An 18,287-nucleotide genomic window follows, 5' to 3' on the forward strand; every position below is an offset into this window, starting at 1 on the left:
ACTTGAAAATAGACTCAAGAAATTAAGTGGTTTCAACCTATTATTATAGTAAAAGAAGATGTATTTTTAAGTTTATATTACCAATAAAAACTTTAGGGTCCAATGATTTTTACAATAAAAAGGGGATGCCTATTTGGCACCCCCTTTAATAAAGTAGTATGGAATTACTTGTTAAAAACAAATTATTCCAACAACCTTTCAACTAAGTTTAAATATTTAATTTTAGAAGAAAAGTTTTAAAATTGCCTTTTTAGAAATTTGTTTAGGAAGTTTTTGGGAACATGAAGATTTATTATAATTAGAGTTCCAACCAAATTCTAAAGTTGCATGGAAGTTATAATTTTTATCCCAACAAACATCTATAGTGAAGTATAAGAAGAAAATTTGTACTTCAAGTCTGAAATGTCCACAGCAATGGTCATGGTAAGGACAATCAGGTGTAGTTGGTGTTGGTGGAGTAACTGGAGCGCTAACAGTTACTGTTTTTTCAACAGTAGTGCTGTTTCCAGCTGCATCAGTAACTATAACAGTTACTTTGTAAGTACCAGCCTTATCAAGTTTAATGCTTCCGCCATTAGCAATTTCTGTTGCAACTGTATCACCAGGTTTTAAAACAAGAATCTTTCCACTTAATACTCCAGAAAGAGCATCTTGTGCTGTATAGTTTAATGCTAGTGTAGCATTAAGGTCATATTTATCATTTAGATTCATTGTTACTGTTGGTCCAGTTTTGTCGATCTTAACATAAGTTGTAGTAGTAGTTTCAACATTACCAGCATTGTCAACTGAGTAGAATACTATTTTGTGAGTTCCTTCTCCAGTTACTGTGAAAGAAGTACCTTCAACAAAGTTAGCACCATCAATTGAGTAGAAAGTTTTTGAAACGCCACTTAAAGCATCAGTAGCAGTTAAGTTAACAGTTACATCATTTTTTGACCAACTATCTTTTATATCAGAGATAGTAACAGGTCCTTTGTTATCAAGCTTAACATAAGTTGTAGTAGTAGTTTCAACATTACCAGCATTGTCAACTGAGTAGAATACTATTTTGTGAGTTCCTTCTCCAGTTATTGTGAAAGAAGTACCTTCAACAAAGTCAGCACCATCAATTGAGTAGAAAGTTTTTGAAACGCCACTTAAAGCATCAGTAGCAGTTAAGTTAACAGTTACATCATTTTTATACCAATTGTCAGTTAAATCTGAAATTGTAGTTGGACCTACGTTGTCGATCTTAACATAAGTTGTAGTAGTAGTTTCAACATTACCAGCATTATCAACTGAGTAGAATACTACTTTGTGAGTTCCTTCTCCAGTTACTGTGAAAGAAGTACTTTCAGCAAAGTCAGCATCATCAATTGAGTAGAAAGTTTTTGAAACGCCACTTAAAGCATCAGTAGCAGTTAAGTTAACAGTTACATCATTTTTATACCAATTGTCAGTTAAATCTGAAATTGTAGTTGGACCTACGTTGTCGATCTTAACATAAGTTGTAGTAGTAGCTTCAATATTACCAGCATTGTCAACTGAGTAGAATGCTATTTTGTGAGTTCCTTCTCCTTGTACTGTGAAAGAAGTACCTTCAGTAAAGTCAGCATCATCAATTGAGTAGAAAGTTTTGTAAACGCCACTTAAAGCATCAGTAGTAGTTAAGCTAACAACTACATTATCTTTTGACCAGTTATCACTTATATCGGAGATAGTAATTGGAGTTGAATTGTCTATTCTTACATATACAGTATTAACTACTTCAGTATTTCCTAAGTTGTCAATTGAGTAGAAGGTTACTTTGTGAACACCTTCTCCTTGTACTGTGAAAGAAGTACCTTCAGCAAAGCTTGAATCATCAATTGAGTAGAAAGTTTTTGAAACACCACTTAAAGCATCAGTAGCAGTTAAGTTAACAACTACATCATTATTTGTCCAATTTCCATTTACATCAGAAGTTGTAACTGGAGCTGAACTATCAATTCTAACATAAGTTATAGTAGCAGTTTCAGCATTTCCTGCATTATCTACTGAGTAGAAGGATACTTTATGAACACCTTCTCCTTGTAATGTAAAAGAAGCACCTTCAACAAAGCTTAAGTCATCAATTGAATAGAAAGTCTTAGAAATTCCACTTAGGGAATCTGTAGCACTTAATTTAACAGGTACAGCATTCTTTGACCAGCTTGCATTTATATCTGAAGTTGTGATAGGTGTTACTCTATCAATTTTTATGTATATTGTTTGAACTGCTTCAGTATTACCTGATTTATCAACAGAGTAGAAGGTAACTTTTGTAATACCTTCTTGAGTTATTGCAAATGATGTTCCTTCTACATAAGCACCACCATTTATTGAATAGTATGTTTTTGCAACGCCTGATAGAGCATCAGCTGCTGATAAAGCAACTGTAACTGAACTTTTATTTGTCCAGTTTGCTTCTGCAGTAGCACTTGTAACTGGTGCAACAGTATCAACAATAATAGCTGTCGCTTTTGCAGTAGATAGTGCTGATTCACCAAAAGAATTACTATATGAAGTAACAACATATTGATGAGTAGCAAGTGAAGCATTAGTTATTGTATAAGTTAAGTTGTTTAAGTTTTTTACAAGTAGAACTGGTTTGCCATCTATGATTTCATAGATATTGTATCCATTAGCATAGTTGATAAGATTCCAAGTAAGTTTAACAGAAGTACCATTTACTACTTTTGCAGTTACAGTTGGATTTTGCATAATTGGATATACAATTTTTTCAGTTATTATATTTGATGCTACTGACTCACCAAAACGAGTACTGTATGCAGTCACTTTGAAACTATGAGTAGCTTCAGTTAAATTGTAGCCAACATAAGTTAAGGCAGTCCCTTTATATAATAGTTGATCAACACCGTTTACTATTTCATATACACGATATTCAGTAGCCCAAGTAACTTTTTGCCAAGCTAAAGTTATGTTATTAACATTAGATATAGTTCTAGTTACTGTTGGTGGCTGAACTATTGGCCAAACTAAAGAAATATCTATTGAACTACCTACTGGTGATTCACCAAAACGAGGACAGTAAGAGTAAACCTCGTAGGTATAATTGCCAGCTGGTAAGTTAGTGAAGGTCGCAGTTGTAGTAGTAACAGTTTGTTTTAGAACTTTTTGTCCATCAACAATTTGATATACATTATATGCTGTTGCATAAGTTGATGCATTCCAAATTAATTTAATGTCATTTCCATTTACAATGGTATTAGTTAAATTAGCTGGTTCTTGCATTATTGGGAAAACTAAAGTGAAATCTACTCTGCTTCCGTCTAGTGATTCACCGAAACGGCTACTATATGAGTAAATTTCATAGCTATAATCTCCTTCAGGCATATTAGAGAAACTAGCTGAATTAGTAGTAGCGATTGATTTTAATACTTTTTCGCCATTTACAATTTGATAAATTTTATAGCTTGTAGCATATGGCACGATATCCCATTTTAAGTTGATATAGTTTCCGTTTGTAATGGTATATGCAAAATTGCTTGGTGCAACCATAACTGGGAAAACTAAACTAAGAGATACTTGACTTCCTTCTTCTGATTCGCCAAAACGATCACTGTTAGAAGTCACTTCAAAGGTATAATCACCTTCAGGTGTCATATTAACAAATGATACAGATGTGCCTGTTACTGTTTGATTTAATACTCTTTGTCCATCAATTATTTGATAAACATTATAAGATTTTGCATAAGCAACTGCATTCCAGCTTAGCGTAACATTATTTCCACTTGCAATACTATATGTTAAGTTTTCAGGTTTAACCATAGTTGGGAAGTCAAGTGTAAATGATGTTTGGCTACCTTCTTGTGTTTCGCCGAAACGAGGGCTTACAGCGGTAACAACATAAGTATGATCCCCTTTTGACACATTAGTTAAAGTTGCTGTAGTAGTAGTTACAGTTGTTTTTAGAACATATTGTCCATCTATTAGCTCATACACTTTGTAGTTTATTCCATAAGTCACAGCTGACCAAGTAAGGACTACATCATTTCCATTTTTAAGAGTATAAGCTAGATTTCCTGGGGCATCCATTACTGGAAGGACTAATGAGAAAGTAGTTTCAGCTCCAACTGGAGATTCACCTAAAGTTGTTGATATAGCGTCTACAATAATATCGTAATCGCCACCAGCCATATTTGTAAGAACAACACTTGTAGTGGTAACAGTTTTTAATAAAACTTTTTCTCCATTAACCATTTGATATACTTTATAACTTGTAGCATATGGTACTGCTGTCCATCTTAATGTAATATCATTACCATTTGTTATAGTATAAGTTAAATTTCCAGGAGCATCTAATACTTGTCCATCTAAATTAAATGTAACATTAGCTCCATTAACTGATTCGCCGAAACGAGAAGAAACAGAATAAATTTCATAACTATACTCACCTGGAGTCATGTTTGAAAAAGATAATGTTGTATTAGTTACAGTGCTTTTTAAAACTTTTTCACCATTAACTATTTGGTATACTTTATAGCTTGTAGCATATGGTACTGAATCCCAAGTTAACGAAAAAGAGTTAGCACTCTTAATAGTTTGTATTGCATTTGCTGGTGCTTCCATAGTTGGAAGAACTAAAAATACATTAACAGTGTTGCCTGTTTGTGTCTCACCAAAACGATCACTATAGGAAACAACTTCATATGTATAATCTCCAGCAGGAAGATTTGCATAAGTAACAGTAGTTGTTGCTACAGTACTCTTTAAAACTCTTTCTCCATTTATAACTTGGTAAACTTTATATCCTTTTGCATTAGGAACTGATGACCATTTTAAATTGATATCATTTCCGTTTGCAATAGAATAAGTTAAATTGTCAGGAGCTTGCATTATTGGCCAAACTAATGAAAAAGATGTTTGAGCTCCAGTAGGAGATTCATTAAATCTATTACTATAGGAATATACTTCAAAAGAATAATCTCCTTGTGGCATATTGCTATAAGTTGCAGAAGTCGAAGTAACTGTACCTTTAAGCACTTTCTGTCCATCGATAATTTGATATATATTGTAAGCTGTTGCGTAGGTTGAGGCATTCCATTTTAATGTAATATCGTTTCCGTTTGTAACAGTATAAGTAAAATTGGTTGGTGCCTGCATTGTTGGTAAAGTTAATGAAAGTGATGTTGAACTTCCAACTTGCGATTCACCAAAGCGATCACTAAAGGAATAAACTTCGAAATCATAATTACCAGCAGGCATATTAGCAAAAGAAGCACTTGTGCTTGCAACGGTGCTTTTTAGTACCTTTTGACCATCAATGATTTGGTAAACCTTATAGCTAGTAGCGTATGTTGTAGTAGTCCATCTAAGTGTAATATCATTTCCGTTTACGATAGAGGAGGTTAAATTAGTAGGTGCTGCCATTGTTGGGTGAATTACTTCAGCTTTGGTTTCAGTTGAAACCACAGATTCACCGTAAAGAGGATTAATAGCAGAAACTACATAAGTATAGCTGCCAGCAGGTAAATTAGCAGCAATGTATGAATTAGTATTCACTGAAGATACTAAAGTTTTTGTGCCATCCGTGGCAAGTTGATATACCTTGTAGCTTTGAGCATATTGAGAACTTGTCCAAGTCAAAGATATATCATTTGCATTCTGCACCTTAGAAACTAAGTTTGTTGGTGCAGCCATTGTTGGATAATCAATAGTTGTTGAAACCGGTGCGCAAGGACCAGATTCGCTATCACCACTTAATGTTGATATAACATAACTATAATCACCTTCTGCTATGTTATTTATAACATAGGAGGTTGACGTGGTGGTAGAAAGTTTTGTAATTTGACCATCAAGAATACCGTAGATATTATATCCAGTAGCACCATAAATCGGGCTCCAAGTAAGCTTTACATCACTAGGTGTAGTTAACTCTAATGTAAGATTACTTGGTGGTAAAACTATGGTATTAGATGGGGAACCGAATACGTTTACAAAAGGAAAAACCAGTTGTAACGTTATTAGCAGTGAAACAAAAAATAGACAGCTGCTAAGACGATGTTTTTTCATGATAGATCCCACCTTCCAAAAATATATTTTTTAGATATTTAAAAAAATCTGTCATTATACAAAACTTAATAAATTTAAAATTCTTCATAAAAGTATAATATTTTTTAATGAAGCTTTTATAAAGAATATTGTAATTAATTGTTTTGATATAAATGAAATGTAATTAAATTAAATATCTAATTTAATTATACAATATTTGTATTATATAGACAAACAAATAATTGATGAATATGTGAAAATGTTTACAAATTTTAATCAGATATTAAATTTAGTAATATATGTGTAAATATGGAGAATAAATATATGATTATTAAAAATGAGATAAAAAATATTAAAGGAAAAAGTAATAGAAAATAAACAGTATCATTTAAATTAAAAATGATACTGTTTATTTTCTTTATCAATCAATTTGTGTTGTGGAAGTAATTAGTGTTTAAAATGAGAAAATAATGTGTACTTCAATTTCCACAGATCATTTTGAAAAAAACTTGTTTATAATTTTTATATTTAATATGCAGATGATATTTATGAACTTGATGTGTCTACTTATTGTGGGATAATTTAGATCTCTTCGTATATTTCTTGCCATTAGAATGAGAGCCTAATTTTTCACCATGATCCATGGCTATTTCTGAGCCTACTTCAGAATACATTTTTCTTCTTTCTGCATTAGATTTCGGTCTGTCTTTGATTCTATTTTTGTTATTATCCATGAAAATCCCTCCTAAGAAGTTATAAATTTTAATGGATTAACTTATAGCAGTAGTAGTATTAGTAAAACTACAATTCTGATAGCTTGTAGTGAGGGAAGTTAAAAAAGAACTTTATATTGATACATATAGTTTTTATTTGCTATAAGCTAACATTACTCACTACAGAAATCATTAAATAGTATTCGATTTTAGAATGCATTTTAATCGCTTTTTAGCTTAAATTTTTAAAGAAAATATTCTCAATTTTTATTCGATGTTCACCAGTGATAACACACATATCCTACAAATTGGTGTTAGAAGTTGGTATGCTCTTGGATAACGATTTCTAAGCATCAAAGATGCTAAGAAGTCTGTTAATAAGTTTTAGATTAAGAAAAAAACTTCCCTTGAACATAATAACTCTATTTATGTTACAATAAAACATAATATTACAAAAATAAGGAGGAGGTTTTATATGAAGAGTAATTTGTTCCAGTTTTCAGTATCAACGTCAAAATTTCAAGAATTTGTTGATATTACATATTTGATTAAAGATGCTATAGACAAGTCTGCTATAGAAGAGGGTATAGCAGTTATTTATTGTCCACATACAACTGCAGGTATAACTATTAATGAAAATGCGGATCCAGATGTAGTTAGGGATATGATAGTGACACTGGATAAAGTATTTCCTATAAAAGGAGACTATAGACATTTTGAAGGGAACTCTCATGCACATTTAAAGTCTTCTTATGTCGGTGCAGAGAAAACAATTATTATAAATGATGGAATGCCGATTTTAGGAACTTGGCAGAGTGTATATTTCTGTGAGTTTGATGGTCCGAGAAATAGAAAGGTTTTTGTTAAAATTATTGAAGGATAAAATAAAAATATAGGACTACTGAAAATATTATCAGTTAGTCCTAGGCTTTTTAACTAATCTCCAAGATATGCATTTTTAATACTTTCATCATCAAGAAGAATTTTTGCATCACCAGATTGAACTACTTTACCAGTTTCAAGCACGTAAGCTCTGTTAGCAATAGCCAGTGCCATATTAGCATTTTGCTCAACTAAAAGTATTGTTGTACCAGATTTGTTTATTTGTACTATAGTATTAAAGATTTCTTTTACTACAAGAGGAGCAAGTCCCATAGATGGCTCATCTAAAATAAGCATCGCTGGTCTGTTCATTAAGGCTCTGCCTATTGCAAGCATTTGTTGTTCACCACCAGATAAGGTGCCAGAGCGTTGTTTTTCTCGTTCCTTTAATCTAGGGAACTTTGAAAAAACCATTTCCATATCCGATTTTATAATACCTTTATCTTTTCTTAAATAAGCTCCTAATTCTAAATTTTCTCTTACTGTTAAGTCAGGAAAAACTCTTCTGCCTTCAGGGACGTGAGAAAGACCTAGAGAAACAATTTTATTTGCAGAAATTTTATTTATTTGAGAGTCTTTAAAGGTAATTGCACCAGATTTTATTTGCTCCAGTCCGGAGATTGACCTTAGAATAGAGGTTTTTCCAGCACCATTAGCTCCGATTAAGGTTACTATTTCACCTTGAGAAACTTCAAGAGAAATATCTTTTAACGCATGGATTACACCATAATATAGATTAACGTTATCTAATTTTAGCATTGTTATTCCCCCTCTCCTAGATAAGCTTCGATTACCTTAGGATTATTTCTAATTTCCTCGGGAGTACCTTCCGCAATTTTTTTTCCGTAATCAAGTACTGCAATCCTATCACAAATACCCATTACCAGTTTCATATCATGCTCAATCAATAAAATAGATATATTAAACTTATTTTTGATCCAATTTATAAGATTCATAAGTTCTATGGTTTCTTGAGGGTTCATACCAGCAGCTGGCTCATCCAATAATAATAGAGATGGTTCTGCTGCTAGAGCTCTAACTATTTCGAGTTTTCTTTGTTCTCCATAAGGAAGGTTCTTAGCATACTCATTAATTTTGCTATCCAATGAAAATGCTTTTAATAGTTCTATGCTTTTATTAGTAATTTCAGCTTCCTCTTTTTTATATTTTGGAGTTCTAAAAATAGAATCTAAAAGGTTGTACCTAATCATATAATTGAAACTAATCTTAACATTATCAAGTACTGTAAGGTCAGAAAATAATCTTATGTTTTGAAAAGTTCGTGCTATTTTCTTTTTAGTAATATTAAAAGGTTTAAGACCATTAATATTTTCGCCAAGATAAGTAATGGTTCCGCCAGTTGGATTATAAACTCCTGTTAACATATTGAATACAGTAGTTTTACCAGCTCCATTAGGTCCAATTAAACCAACAATTTCTTCTTTTTTCAAGGTTAGGTTGAAATCAGATACTGCTTTTAATCCACCAAAGGCAATTGAAAGATCTTTTATATTCAACATCTATTAATTCTCCTTTCCAGCTTTAGCTTTTTTCAAGTTCTTAAATATTTTCAAGGATACTTCTTTGTTTCCAAGTAATCCTTGAGGTCTAAATATCATAAGGAGTATTAATGCTAACGGATATATAATCATTCTGTAATCATTTAGGTCTCTTAGGAGTTCTGGTAAGAAGGTTAATAATATTGTTGCAAGAACTGAACCTGAAAGCGAGCCCATGCCGCCAAATACTACAAAGGTTAAATAATCTATTGATTTATTAAAATCAAATAGAGTTGGTTGAATATAACCTATATAATGAGCATAAAGTCCACCAGCTATTCCAGCAAAAAAGGCTGCTATGATGAAGGCGAGAATTTTATATTTAAAACTATGTATTCCCATAGATTCTGCAGCAATTTCATCTTCACGTACTGAGAGCATGGCTCTTCCTTGTGATGAATGTATTATATTATAAATAACGATAATGGTAATTGTCATAAAAATCAATATAATCAGTAGATTAGATTTTAATGGTATACCTGTTAGGCCACGTGCACCTCCAACAAAATCAATATTCATAATTATTATTCTTATTATTTCACAAAAAGCTAAGGTCGTTATGGCAAAATAATCTCCTGTAAGCTTTAAAGTAGGATATCCAATTAATGCAGCAATAATACTAGCGACTATGGCTCCAGCTATAATTGAAATTACCAATGGAGTTCCTAGTTTTATAGTGATTACTGCAGAAACGTAAGCACCAATTGACATAAAGCCTGCATGTCCCAAACATAGTTGACCTGTGAAACCAACGATTAAATTAAGAGAAACTGCCAATATAATATTAATTAGTGTAAGATTAATAATCCCTGCATAATAATTACTTATGATTTTTGATTTAATGAGTCCAAATAAAAGAAAGTATATTACTATAGAAGATAATAAAATTAACAGAGGTTTGTTCTTTAAAAGCTTCTTCATATCCATCACCTAAACTTTCTCTCTGTTTTTTTTGCCTAGCAAACCAGAGGGTTTAATTAAAAGTATTGCTACTAAAACTCCAAAAACAATTGCATCTGAAAATTTTGTTGATATATAACCTTTAGAAAAGGTTTCAAGAAGTCCTATACAAATCCCACCAAGAAGAGAACCAGGAATACTCCCAATACCTCCAAGAACTGCTGCTACAAAGGATTTAAGACCTGGCATAACGCCCATATAAGGAGTAATACTAGGATAAGATATAGCAACCAGAACACCAGAAATTCCTGCTAGAGCAGAACCAACAGCGAAGGTAAAAGAAATTGTATTGTTAACATTTATACCCATCAAGGAAGCTGCTTCCATATCTTGAGAAGAAGCACGCATTGCTTTTCCTATTTTAGTTTTATAAACAATGAATTGAAGAACAATTACAAGTAAAGAAGAAACCACAAACATCAATATTGTTTTCCATTCGATTTCTATAGGTCCTATAGATAAAACTCCTGCATTAATTAAATCAGGAAAGGGCTTTGGATTTGAACCTACTAAAATCCTCATAGCGTTTTGTAGCAATAAAGATATTCCTATTGCGGTAATCAACAAAGTAATTCTCGGTGAATTTCGTAAGGGTTTATAAGCAATTTTTTCGATTATTATACCTGCCAAAGCAGATACTAACATTGCGATTAATAAAGTTGGTATCAGTGGTAAACCTAAGGTAGTAGCAGAATAGAAGCCTGCGAAGGCTCCTATCATATATATTTCACCGTGTGCAAAATTAATAAGCTGGATAATACCATATACCATGGTATATCCTAATGCAAGTAAAGCATACACACTACCTAAAGCAAGTCCATTTACAAGTTGTTGTAAGAATTCCATCACATAATTCTCCTTATTATCTTAAGAATTAACTTTTGTAACTAAAACTTTTTTATCTCCATCAATTTTGATGATAGCAGCTGTTTTTATAGCACTTCTATCGCCACCGAATTTAATGTTTCCAGTAACACTGTCTAACTCTATAGAAGCTAATGCATTTTTGATTGCTTCTCCGTCAGTATCATTAGCCTTTTCAATAGCTTTTACTAGGATTTTTGATGAATCATATCCAAGGGCTGCAAAAGCATCAGGTTCTTTGTCGTATTCTTTTTTGTAAGCATCTACAAAGGTTTTTACTTTTTCATCTGTATCAGCAGAATAATAATGGTTTATATATAATGCACCATTAACAGAATCCCCACCGATTTTAATCAAATCTTCTGATTCCCATCCGTCTCCGCCTAAGAATTGAGATTGTATTCCTATATTTCTTGCTTGTTTTGCTATAAGACCAACTACATTATAATAATCAGGTAATACTAGGACATCAGGATTTGCAGTTTTAATTTTTGTTAATTGTGCTTTAAAATCTGTATCCTTATCATTATAAGTAAGGAATTCTGATACATTTCCGCCTTCAGATTCAAACTTTGTTTTAAAGGCATCAGCTACGCCTTTCGAATAATCTGAACCAGAGTTATATAGAACAGCAGCTGTTTTCTTTTTTAAGGTTTCCGAAGCATATTTACCTAAAACTTCTCCTTGGAAAGAGTCAATAAAACAACCTCTGAACATATATTCTCCGCCTACTTTTGTAATAGTTGGCTCAGTTCCTGTAGGGGTAAGCATTGGGATTTTTTTTGCTGTTGCATTTGGCGCTATAGCGAGAGTTGCACCAGAAGTAACGCCGCCAAGAATAGCGACTACCTTTTCATCATCAACAAGTTTATTGAAAGCTTGGGTCGCAGAATTTGGTTCTGCTTGATCATCTTCAAAGACAAATTGAATTTTTTTACCATTGATGCCCCCTGCATCATTGATTTCTTTTTCAAGTAAAGATGTTCCTTCCTTAACGGATATACCATAAGTTGAAGCAGCACCAGATAGAGGTCCAATTGCACCTATTTTAATTAAGCTGTCGTTAGATTTTTTTTCGCCACAACCTGCTAATAATGTCATTGTCATAGCTGAGATCAAGATACCAGCAACTATTTGCTTTTTCATAATAATTCCTCCTTATTTTACAGCACTATAATTCCTTGTTTTCAACTTATTTGTTATAATGGAATATGAGTACTTAAAATGAAAATTTTGTGTTATGGACATAATAACATATTAAGGTGTAAACTACAATAAATCAAAATAAAGGTAATGTTACAAAATTGACTGGTATTTTTATATTAACTATTTACTTAGTTAATATAAAAATTTATTATAAATATTAGTAATGGAAACTTAGATAATAAATAAGTATTTATTTTTATAGATATAAGAATTGAATTTTACATAAAAGTCAAATTGATAAGATGAAGATGGAGTTGAAAAGGGTGGTGATTTTATGAAAGAGAAGAATGAACAAAAGGTTAGCAATTTTAATAATATAGGCTATATATTAAAATTGCTTTGGGAAGCATCTCCTTTTCGAATATTCGCAACAATTTTTAGGATAACAGCAGAGCAACTTTTTTATGTTTTCTTTTTTGTTTATTTGACACAATACATATTTACAGCTATTGAAACTAACTCTAGCTATTATGAATTAATTCTTTTTATTGGCTTTGGATGTATATGTCACATAGGAATACATATACTTTCTGCTTGGTATACCTACTATACTGCAAGGAATGATCCTAAAATCTATAAGCACATATTTGATAAGATTATTCTAAAGGCACAAGATATGCCTTTGGTTAAATTTGAGCAACCAGATTTTTATGATAAATTTACAAGAGCTTTAGATGAAGCAATAGACAGAGCTTTTAAAACTCTTGATTCTATAGCAAGAATATGTGCTTCAGCAATCGCTGTATTATGTACATCGATGATAATTATTAATGTTGATTGGATTTTATTGCTTTTTGTATTTTTTCCAGTGGTAAGTAGTCTTTTGGTTGCAAGAGCTAGTAGTAAGCTTTGGTATCAGATGAGCTTAGAAAAAACACGTTCAAATCGTGTTGTAGGATATACAAAGAGAATATTTTTTGAAAAGAAATATGCTGGAGAAATAAGGCTCTACAATATAAAAGAACTGCTTTTTAGAAAGCATAGAGAAGCCTTTGATAATCTATATGAAATAGACGTTAAGATTCGCAAAAAGTTAGCAATTTATTCAATTATAAATCAGTTAGTTTTCTATGTGCTTATGTTCTTTGGCTCAATAATTTATATTGCATATCGAACAACTAGTGGTAATGATGTTTTAATTGCCCCGTATATTGCTATGATTAATGCTATTGGTGCAGTTTCTTATAATATTGAAGGAGGAATAAGAGAAGTTATTGAGCTTACAAAGCAAGGTGCTTTTATACAAAATCTTCGAGAGTTTCTTGAATATCAACAGGAAAATAAACAGGGAAGATTGATTCCTATTGCAGAGCCTATTGACGACATTGAATTAAGGAATGTCAGCTATACCTATGAGGGGGCTAAGGAGCCTGTAATAAATAATCTTTCTATGCATATTCACAAAGGTGAAAAAATAGCCTTAGTTGGACATAATGGTGCAGGGAAAACTACTATTGTAAAATTATTAATGGGGCTTTATCAAGTAACTGACGGAGAAGTTATTGCTGGTGGTAATAACATTTTAAACTATGATAGTAATGAATATTATCAGCGTTTTGGCGTTGTTTTTCAAGATTTTCAGATATTCGCACTACCCCTTGTACAAAATGTTTTAATGAAGTCTCCTATAAATGAACAGGAAATAAAAAGAGTGGAAGAGGCTCTTGAAAAAGCTCAGTTTGGAGAGAAGCTTCGAGAATTGCCTAAGGGGCTTGATACAATGCTTACAAAGGAATTTGATGAAGAGGGCATGGGCTTATCAGGAGGAGAAGCGCAAAAGATTGCAATCGCAAGAATATTTGCTAAGGATTATGATATGGCAATTTTAGATGAACCTTCAAGTGCATTAGATCCAATTGCTGAGTTCAATATGTACAACAATATGATGGAGGTTGCTAAAAATAAGACGGTAATTTTTATTTCTCATAGATTATCCTCTGCAAGAATGGCAGATAAAATATATATGCTTGAAAAAGGAAGAATAATTGAGCAAGGAACCCATGAAGAATTGATGACTTTAAATGGGAAGTATGCAGAAATGTTTAATTTGCAAGCAGAAAATTATAGAGAAGAGGAGGCGATGAAATATGAATAATCATATAGAACGAGAAAAAATTCCTTTTAAAAAGATTATTTCAAATAATTTATTCGTATTTCGCTATGCCTTGTCTATGAATCCAAAGGTAATTATCTTTAGCTTTTTTACTAATATCATAACAACGGTGGGATTTTCTTTATTCTCTACCTTAATGCTAAAAATGGTGATTGATGCAGTAATGGCTAAAAAGACCTTTAGAGAAATATTGACGATAATTCTAATTGGAATGACAGCAATTATAATTTTAGAAGTGTTTAATATTTGTACAAATCAATATTTTGAGGCAAAGATAACTAATATTTCAGGAAAGATTCAGAGGGTTTTTATTAAAAAGGCGGCTCGTATTGATCTTATGTGCTATGATAATCCTAAATATTTTGATGACTATGTAATTGCCGCAGCTCAAGCTGAGGAAATGCTAGGGCTATGTGTTACTAGTCTTTCATCATTGATTTCATCCTCTATTGCAGTGTTAACTATATCAGGAATCATATTTACTATTAATCCTATCATTACAGTTTTTCCTGTTACAGGGTTCTTTGTAAATCTATTTACTAGATATCAGATTATTAAAACAGAATATGAAATGAATATGGCAAAAAAGATTGTAGCTAGAAAAAGTGATTATTCTAAACGTGTATTTTATCAGCCTGAATATGCTAAAGAAATAAAATTGTCTGGAATAGCAACGCCCTTGCGAAATCAATTTGATGAGTCAATTGAAGAACAAAGAACCGTTGCAAAAAAATATGGAATAAAGATAGCTGTGTATTCTTTAATTAATTGGATTACTGTATTCACTTTTTTATCCTTCTTTTGCTTGCCTGCTTATTTAGGGTATCTAGCACTTGTTAGAAAAGAGATTGCTCTTGGCGATGTCGCTTCAATGAATACAGCAGCAAATTCTGTTCGTGGTCGTTTAGATCAATTAAATTATGTTTTTGCTGACATTCAAAAGGTTGGATTATATGCTGAGAGGTTTAGAAAGTTTGTTGAATATGAGGTTAACATTGAAGAAAGCAAAGGTACAAAAGAATTACCTTCAGAGCTTTCAATCATTGAGATAAAAAATATGAGCTTTAAGTATGATGGCAGTGAAAATTATGCTTTAAAAAATATTAATATTACAATTAATCCAAAGGAGAAAATAGCCCTTGTAGGTCATAATGGCGCTGGAAAGACAACCTTCGTGAAATTGTTGATGAGACTTTATGATGTAACAGAAGGTGAAATTACATATGGAGATTCTAATATAAAGGATTTTTCTATAAAAGATTATCGTGATAATATCGGAGTTGTATTTCAAGATTATCAGGTCTATGCTGCAACCCTTTCTGAAAATGTAATAATGGATAATCTAAATGAAAATAGTGAGGAAGTGGCATTAACTTCTCTTCAAAAGGCTGATTTTTCTAAAAAACTTCAAAGCTTATCTATGGGAATAGATACAGAGTTAACAAGGGAATTTTCAGATGATGGTACAGCTTTTTCTGGTGGTGAAGCTCAAAAGCTTGCTATTGCTAGAATGTTTGCAAAGCCATTTAAGGTTGCAATTTTGGATGAGCCTTCAAGTGCTCTTGACCCTATAGCAGAGTATAAGCTTAATAAGAGCATGATGGAAAATGCTGAAGACGCATCGATTATTTTTATTTCTCATAGACTTTCAACAACTAAAATTGCAGATAAAATCTATATGTTTGAGAATGGAGAAATTATTGAAGAGGGTACTCATGCTCAATTGATGGAAAAGCAAGGTAAGTATGCAACAATGTTTGAAAAGCAAGCGCATTATTATGTTGAAGAATAGTTCTAATATTAAATTAGAAATTACAATTTAATAATCCATGACATACAATAGAAATCAAAAAATTAATGAAACAGCACTTATAAGCTTAAAGAACTTGTAGGTGCTATTTTTGTATTAATTTAAAATAAGAGCTCTAATATATGAAATGGAGTTCTTGTTTTATAAACTTAACAATATAATTATCTTAGAATTACTGCTATAAATGGTAAAGGAATAATATTTATTGGGATTAATTTTTGAGGAGATGAATTTATTTGGATACAGATAAAAAATTCAAACAACCTAATAATCCCACAGATGAAGAAAGACATAGGATGATGAAGATAGCATTGGAAGAAGCTAATCATCCTGAAGATTACGAGAATTTACTTGAATTACTTAATCCTCCTAAAGACATAACAACTATTGTTGAGCCAGATAGGTGTGAGGGAATAAAAATCGGTATAATTGGTGGCGGACTTGCAGGTTTATCTTCAGCATTTGAGTTAAGAAAACTTGGCTTTGATATTACTATCTTTGAGACTGAAGATAGGCGTATTGGAGGGAGAGTTTATACTCATTATTTTGATAGGGATAAAAAGCTCTATGGAGAACTTGGCGCTATGCGTATTCCAGCAAGTCATGGGACAACTTGGCATTATATAAATTTATTTGGCTTAGACACAATACCTTTTGTTCAAAATAATGAAAATACTTTAATTTATATAAGAGGAAAGCATGCGAGAAATGATCCTCAGGGTCTCAGTGTTATGAAAAATATTTATCCAGAATTTAATCTTACGGAAATGGAAAGAAGTAGCCCGTGGCAAAAAATTGTAGGCAATGCATTAGCAACTCCATTCTTAAAGGTTGATCCTGAACTAAGAAAAGAACTTCTGCAGAATAAGGAACATTACTCAACTCCTATACGGGCCTTGGGAAGCTATAGTATAAGAGAGGTTATGAAGAAAATGGGGGTAAGTGAAGGAGCTATTGAGATGATTTCAGGTATTATTCCTTTTCTTGGTGCTTTCTATAACAATAGCTATTCCGAAAATATGCAAGAAGAGTATACTGTTGATTCTGCTTTTAGATATGCAATAGTAGGCGGAGCAGTGAATCTTCCTTTAGCTTTTTATCGCTCTCTTATGAGTAAAACCCCAAAAGAATATTCAGAACTAAAGAATAAAAATATTAAAAGAGTAAGCTGGAGATGCGGAAAGACTGTTACTGGTATATATAAAGAAGATATAGGTAATAAGGTTACTCTTAAGTATATAGATGAACGTTCAGCAGAGGTTGGAAAGCAAATCTTTGACTTTGTTATCTGCACAATTCCTTTCTCAAGTCTTAGGAATGTAGAAGTTAAACCATATTTCACTCCAGAAAAGATGCAGTCAATAAAAGAAGTTTACTACGTATCATCACAAAAAACTGTTTTTATGTGTAATGAGCGCTTTTGGGAAGTTGGAGATGCTAAAAATAGAATTGTTGGAGGTGGTTCATCCACAGATTTGCCTATTCAAACTATCTGGTATCCATGCTGTCCAAGTGTTGATAGCAATATTGTTTTAAATAATAAGAGAGTTGTTAGTAAAAAACACAGTTTTTATGATGCTGGAGTTCTCTTAGCTTCCTACAATCTTGGACAAGATGCATTAAGGCTAGGAAATTTACCAGAGAAAACTCGTATTGAAAATATAAAAAGACAGGTTGAATTAGTTCATCGCTTAAAGCCTGGATATCTTGATTCTGTAGTTGATGATTATAAATCTGTTTTATGGGATAGTGAGAAAGGGTTTTATGGAGGATTTTGTTACTTTATGCCAGAGCAACAACAGCTTTTTTCTGCTGCTATGATAAAACCAGAATATGATAACAGAGTATATTTCGCTGGAGAGCATATAGGTCTTGCTCATGGATGGATAGAGGCATCAGTAAATACTGGAATGAAGGCGGCAAATGCTATAGCAGAATATTGTAAAAATATATTAGTAAGCCACGATGATATTTAAAACTGCTCTTAAGATTTTCATTAGGTTGCTTATGTTGGTATAAATGAAAATGATTGAGTAAGATTATGTGTATAAATAGATAAGAATTAAAAGACTGAGTTGCTTTTTACAGTAGCTCAGTCTTTAGATGTGCCAAGCATAGGAGACAGCTTGACAGCAAAAGTTTGCTATGAAGGTTGATATTAGAAACCA

Annotated in this window: 11 protein-coding genes; 4 read left to right on the top strand and 7 right to left on the bottom strand. The window is 32.1% G+C overall.

All coding sequences use genetic code 11. The features are described from left to right. Positions 1–222 precede the first annotated feature (222 nt). Together CLOCEL_RS05910 and CLOCEL_RS22585 are read right to left on the bottom strand one after the other, a co-directional pair. Entirely contained in the window at positions 223–6,033 is a 5,811-nt protein-coding gene (locus tag CLOCEL_RS05910; RefSeq protein ID WP_013291652.1) for an OmpL47-type beta-barrel domain-containing protein, read from the bottom strand. 542 nt (positions 6,034–6,575) lie between these two features. Next, positions 6,576–6,746, bottom strand: a complete 171-nt coding sequence (locus tag CLOCEL_RS22585) for a hypothetical protein (RefSeq protein WP_010076202.1) — start codon at positions 6,744–6,746, stop codon at positions 6,576–6,578. Between the two features lie 454 nt (positions 6,747–7,200). On the opposite strand from CLOCEL_RS22585, the gene CLOCEL_RS05915 reads away from it, so the two are divergent. Beyond that, positions 7,201–7,608, top strand: a complete 408-nt coding sequence (locus CLOCEL_RS05915; RefSeq protein WP_010076201.1) for a secondary thiamine-phosphate synthase enzyme YjbQ — start codon at positions 7,201–7,203, stop codon at positions 7,606–7,608. A gap of 53 nt (positions 7,609–7,661) precedes the next feature. Here the strand turns inward: CLOCEL_RS05915 and CLOCEL_RS05920 are convergent, their stop codons facing one another. Genes CLOCEL_RS05920 through CLOCEL_RS05940 form a run of 5 tightly spaced genes read right to left on the bottom strand, consistent with a single transcriptional unit; the run spans position 7,662 to position 12,136 of the window. After that, on the bottom strand, positions 7,662–8,366 hold the full coding sequence (locus CLOCEL_RS05920; RefSeq protein WP_010076200.1) for an ABC transporter ATP-binding protein: 705 nt from the start codon (positions 8,364–8,366) through the stop codon (positions 7,662–7,664). Positions 8,367–8,368: 2 nt separating this feature from the next. Then, on the bottom strand, positions 8,369–9,127 hold the full coding sequence (locus CLOCEL_RS05925) for an ABC transporter ATP-binding protein (RefSeq protein ID WP_010076199.1): 759 nt from the start codon (positions 9,125–9,127) through the stop codon (positions 8,369–8,371). Between the two features lie 3 nt (positions 9,128–9,130). Beyond that, positions 9,131–10,087 carry a branched-chain amino acid ABC transporter permease gene (locus CLOCEL_RS05930; protein ID WP_013291653.1) on the bottom strand — a complete coding sequence of 319 codons (957 nt, stop codon included), beginning with the start codon at positions 10,085–10,087 and terminating at the stop codon, positions 9,131–9,133. Positions 10,088–10,096: 9 nt separating this feature from the next. Beyond that, positions 10,097–10,972 carry a branched-chain amino acid ABC transporter permease gene (locus tag CLOCEL_RS05935; protein ID WP_010076197.1) on the bottom strand — a complete coding sequence of 292 codons (876 nt, stop codon included), beginning with the start codon at positions 10,970–10,972 and terminating at the stop codon, positions 10,097–10,099. Positions 10,973–10,993: 21 nt separating this feature from the next. Next, positions 10,994–12,136 (bottom strand): ABC transporter substrate-binding protein, encoded by a 1,143-nt coding sequence (locus CLOCEL_RS05940; protein WP_010076196.1) that lies wholly within the window; start codon positions 12,134–12,136, stop codon positions 10,994–10,996. Positions 12,137–12,470: 334 nt separating this feature from the next. Here CLOCEL_RS05940 and CLOCEL_RS05945 point away from each other — a divergent pair, with 334 nt between their 5' ends. From CLOCEL_RS05945 to CLOCEL_RS05955, 3 genes are all read left to right on the top strand, one after another. Beyond that, the gene (locus tag CLOCEL_RS05945) at positions 12,471–14,291 is read left to right on the top strand and encodes an ABC transporter ATP-binding protein (RefSeq protein ID WP_010076195.1); all 1,821 of its coding nucleotides are present in this window, start codon (positions 12,471–12,473) and stop codon (positions 14,289–14,291) included. Then, positions 14,284–16,101, top strand: coding sequence for an ABC transporter ATP-binding protein (locus tag CLOCEL_RS05950; protein WP_010076194.1), 1,818 nt, complete (start codon positions 14,284–14,286; stop codon positions 16,099–16,101). The genes CLOCEL_RS05945 and CLOCEL_RS05950 overlap by 8 nt, the downstream gene beginning before the upstream one ends. A 254-nt stretch (positions 16,102–16,355) precedes the next feature. Beyond that, entirely contained in the window at positions 16,356–18,095 is a 1,740-nt protein-coding gene (locus CLOCEL_RS05955) for a flavin monoamine oxidase family protein (protein WP_010076193.1), read from the top strand. Positions 18,096–18,287: the final 192 nt, after the last annotated feature.

Source organism: Clostridium cellulovorans 743B, assembly GCF_000145275.1.
GTDB lineage: Bacteria > Bacillota > Clostridia > Clostridiales > Clostridiaceae > Clostridium_K > Clostridium_K cellulovorans.